Here is a 3,895-nt window from a genome sequence, read left to right as displayed (position 1 = left end):
TGTTGGGGCACTGTTTTGACAGTGTTTGTAGTAGGATTTGGTCATCACGCATCGTTAGCATCGCTATTGAATCTGTCTGTATCGAGTGTGTTTTTGGCGAAATTCATTAGATCAGAGGGAGTGATGCGTGTCTACCTCATTGTTTCAAAAGATATTTATGAGGGGATTCCCTAGACGCGGGCGTTATGTGTTACGAAGTAATCGGAGATAGCAGCGCGAAAGTGATAGCAATAAAAGCACTGAAAAGAATGGTTATTCACGGGTGGAAAAGTTTGGGGTAACAATGCCAAAGACAGCGTCAAAGTTGTAAAACGGCCAAATAAATCTGCTTATCTGCTGTCTCTTGAGCCAATTACCTGATTACCAAGTAAAATAGAACACCAGAGGTAAACCCAATGATGCTAAGGTTTTTGCCTACAAAAATACTTATGTTGTTGATGATTTCCTTCACGATTTAAGCCTTCCGTTGGTTAAATAGTCATCAATAGTATTAACATGTTCATTCATTTGTCAAATTTTAGCCAACAGGGCAAAAGTGGGCAACAAGTTGCTTTTTGGGAGCACACATAACACATATGAGCCCTTCTCCGGTCAATAGGCAATAGCATTTTTTGGCTGCGCCAGCAGCCAATGCTCTCGAACAACAAAGTCGTCTACTTCGCTCTGTCATTTCCGCCATTATGTCATTGCTTACGGCAAACACATATAGAAGATCTCTTACTGCCGTCTATCGCGGCAAAGGTCACTAACCCAATACCAGCAATGCATACACTCGATGCCGACAACAATTTGGTCTTGAAAGGGCGCAAGAGTGTCTAAGAGTGCGTCAGGGGTGGCGTCAACTTTCTTATGAACCACGGAGTTACCCGCAGAATCAATGATACAGACGTAAAGAATGCGCGCATGCAGATCGATGCCGCAGTAATAATCATGCTGTTGGTTATAAAATCTCATCGAGTCTTCTCCTTTTTTGGATTTGTCGCCTTCCAGCTTAGCCTGCTGGTTAAGCTGGAGGAGAAGGCTCAATGAGTATCAAAGCGCTTAAGACAGATTCGCAACGCGTGGCATTTTTAGTATGCGTTGATTTATGTGTTTAAGGTATTATGCAGTGACTTCGTATTGCGTTGCTCACTACTTGGCTTAGCGTTATACGAACTCGAAAATTTAACATGGAGAGTGAATTGAAAGATTATGAAGTTTATCTGTTCGATATGGACGGAACATTAGTAAATTCAGAACCTTTAAAGGGCAAAGCGTTAGCATTAGCGTGTTTAGATTATGGCGCACACGTAGACTACAACATTTACAAAGATGTTATGGGTGAAAGTTGGCAGGTTGTAACGGGTCACTTCTTTGAAAATGCAAATATTGCTCCTGACTTAACAGAGTTTAATTGCTACTTTCGAGCTCATTACGAACAGTTGCTCAATGATGGTCTTGAGCTAAATGTTGGGGCTAAGGCTTACATAGAACAGTTAAAACTAGCAGGTAAAAAGTGTGGAGTTGTTAGTTCAGCAGCAACATGGATGGTGGCTAATATTTTAGCCTCGTTACAGCTAGAGAATGCTTTTGACCTTGTTATCACGCAGGAGCACGTAACTAAGCATAAGCCTGATCCTGAAGCCTATACTTTAGCTCTTGGCAAATTAGCTGCTTCACCTGACCAAACAATTGTGTTTGAAGATTCTACAGCGGGTATTCGTGCTGGTAAATCTAGTGGCTGTGACGTCATTGCTGTTAAGCATGACTTTAATGGTAGAAATGACCTAACCGGTGCAGTTAAAGCAATCAGCACATATGAGGAAATGTTCGTATAACAAGGCGCATCAATTGACAAAATACATATCACGAATTTTGCTTCGCAAAATATAGTGCCAAGTATTTTGCAACTGTGCTTTGCGTTATGCGCTCGCAGAAATGGAGATAATCAATCATGGAAGATTTAGCTAATTCGTTAAGAAGTTCTGGCCTAAAAGTAAAAATTAAAAAAGGAAAAATTGCAGTTCGGCTTGACGGGCTCTCAAATCCGGTTTCGATAATAAAAGATATACCTGCTGATGAGTATAAAGTGAAAACGAATGATTCGATTCTATCGATAATTTCCTGTCTTTTGCTATTTATTGGTCTGTCAGGTATTTATGAGTTTAGTGGTAATGCTTTGATTAATGTTGCACTTATCTCCGTTTCTATATTGTCTTTTGTTACAGTGTTACTTACAGAGTTTAAGCTAACTAAATTACGCGCTACGGTAGTTGCGTTCAATCGTGGAGAACGCGTATAACACATATGAGCCCTTCTCCGGTCAATAGGCAATAGCATTTTTTGGCTGCGCCAGCAGCCAATGCTCTCGAACAACAAAGTCGTCTACTTCGTTCTGTCATTTCAGCCATTAAGTTATTGCTTACGGCAAACACATATAGAAGGTCTCTTACTGCGGTTTCACCGCTACCTGCCAATCATGTGACAGGGCCATTAGACATTACTTCCTGTTCCCACGCAGGAGCGTGGGAACGAGTTATAGAGAATGACTTTTCCGTGGTCATCCACCGCGTGAAGAGAAAAGTGGTGCTTGGCGAGATCAGCGCCACAAATGAATCGAGCAGACATGGTTACCTCCGGTATTAAAGGCCGCACCTAAGTGTGGCAGATCTTCAAGAGAGGGAATCCATGTCATTCGTTAAGCATCACAAGGAATAATCGTGGTTGACCAGAGTAGATCAGAACACATTCTCGAATTAGCTAAAGAGCTACTCGATGATATAGAGTTGAGCCGAGCAAGCGCAGAAAGCTTAATTCTGAAGGCCTCGAGACTAGCCCGATGGGTTGGCTCTGAAGAAATCCGATATTGGCTTAAGCTTGAAATGAAAGGATACAACTCATCAAATGAGGTATCCCTAAGATATATGGGGATCACAGGGCGCTGGGTCGATCGTGAAAAACAACGGGGTTATTGGGGGCCTTTAGCACAACAAGAAGCCGCAATAATTGCTGAGCAAGCAAAATTACATGCGATGCGAGTGCCCGATACTGCTGGGGATATGGCTTTTGCTGCGACAAAGAAAGTCACTGACGAGATGGCTTCATCGACTTCGTATATTTCTAAGCTAAGCGGAATAAAAAGTAGAGTACTTGCCAACCTTCATGAGTTTGTAAGCGAAATATATTATGAAAAGCAATTCGACAGTCTTTCTGAGTCGATTTTTGAGAGATATAAAAGTGATGTCGATAGCTTGATCGGAGACTCGTGCGGGGACGTTCTCGAACAAATCCCATCTGTAATGAGTCGTCTAGCTGAGGGTGATCAAGAAGCAATAAGTCAGTCACTTACAACTTGTCGCCGAGTCATTGACTCTTTCGCAGATAATATTTTCCCTCCATCAGAAGAAACGATCGAAATTGGTGGCAATCAACTTTCATTAGCGGCTAATCGCCACCAGAACAGAATTAATGCTTATATTCACCAACGTATAGACAGCAATAGTAGGAAAAAGAGGTTTCGTCAAAACTTAGCTAACCTCTATGACCGAGTCTCTACCGGTGTTCACAACGAAGTTACGGTGGAAGAAGCAAGAGCCTTATTTTTAAATACCTATCTACTCATAGGTGAAATCTTGCACTTGCCGAGCAGTGATGCTTAACAAACGCTTAAACCAAGGGACGCAAAACAGCAGGCTTGCGCTCCTTCGTCGCTAATTTTAGCCTGCAATTTTGCGCCGGTTAAGCGAGGCGTTAGCAGTTTTACATGGAGGAAAAAATGAGTTTCTGGGTGTTTTTTATACTTTTTATTCTAATTCCATGTGTTTATTTACTTGTATTGACTGGTCGTGCGATTAAGCGAATAAATAAGAGTTTTAATAATAAAGTAGTTAATTGTGAACCATATCTTGAATATATC

At 41.6% G+C, this 3,895-nt stretch carries 4 protein-coding genes and 1 pseudogene; 3 read left to right on the top strand and 2 right to left on the bottom strand.

The annotated features are described in order from the left end of the window. Positions 1-729: 729 nt before the first annotated feature. Positions 730-954: pseudogene (locus BZG83_RS16045) on the bottom strand (IS110 family transposase); the annotation flags it as partial. A gap of 215 nt (positions 955-1,169) precedes the next feature. On the opposite strand from BZG83_RS16045, the gene BZG83_RS16040 reads away from it, so the two are divergent. Together BZG83_RS16040 and BZG83_RS16035 are read left to right on the top strand one after the other, a co-directional pair. After that, on the top strand, positions 1,170-1,817 hold the full coding sequence (locus BZG83_RS16040; protein WP_077482049.1) for an HAD family hydrolase: 648 nt from the start codon (positions 1,170-1,172) through the stop codon (positions 1,815-1,817). A gap of 116 nt (positions 1,818-1,933) precedes the next feature. Beyond that, positions 1,934-2,281: a hypothetical protein gene (locus BZG83_RS16035; RefSeq protein ID WP_077482047.1), complete on the top strand. Its 348-nt coding sequence runs from the start codon at positions 1,934-1,936 to the stop codon at positions 2,279-2,281. A 191-nt stretch (positions 2,282-2,472) separates the two neighbouring features. Here the strand turns inward: BZG83_RS16035 and BZG83_RS17115 are convergent, their stop codons facing one another. Further along, positions 2,473-2,607, bottom strand: coding sequence for a hypothetical protein (locus tag BZG83_RS17115; RefSeq protein WP_274532440.1), 135 nt, complete (start codon positions 2,605-2,607; stop codon positions 2,473-2,475). A gap of 92 nt (positions 2,608-2,699) precedes the next feature. Between BZG83_RS17115 and BZG83_RS16030 the strand changes: the two genes are divergently transcribed. After that, on the top strand, positions 2,700-3,638 hold the full coding sequence (locus tag BZG83_RS16030) for an AbiTii domain-containing protein (protein ID WP_077482045.1): 939 nt from the start codon (positions 2,700-2,702) through the stop codon (positions 3,636-3,638). The last annotated feature ends 257 nt before the right edge of the window (positions 3,639-3,895 follow it).

The organism is Salinivibrio sp. PR919 (assembly GCF_001995355.1).
Lineage (GTDB): Bacteria > Pseudomonadota > Gammaproteobacteria > Enterobacterales > Vibrionaceae > Salinivibrio > Salinivibrio proteolyticus.
Note: the sequence above shows the minus strand (reverse complement) of the source record. Positions and strands in the feature narration are given on the sequence as shown.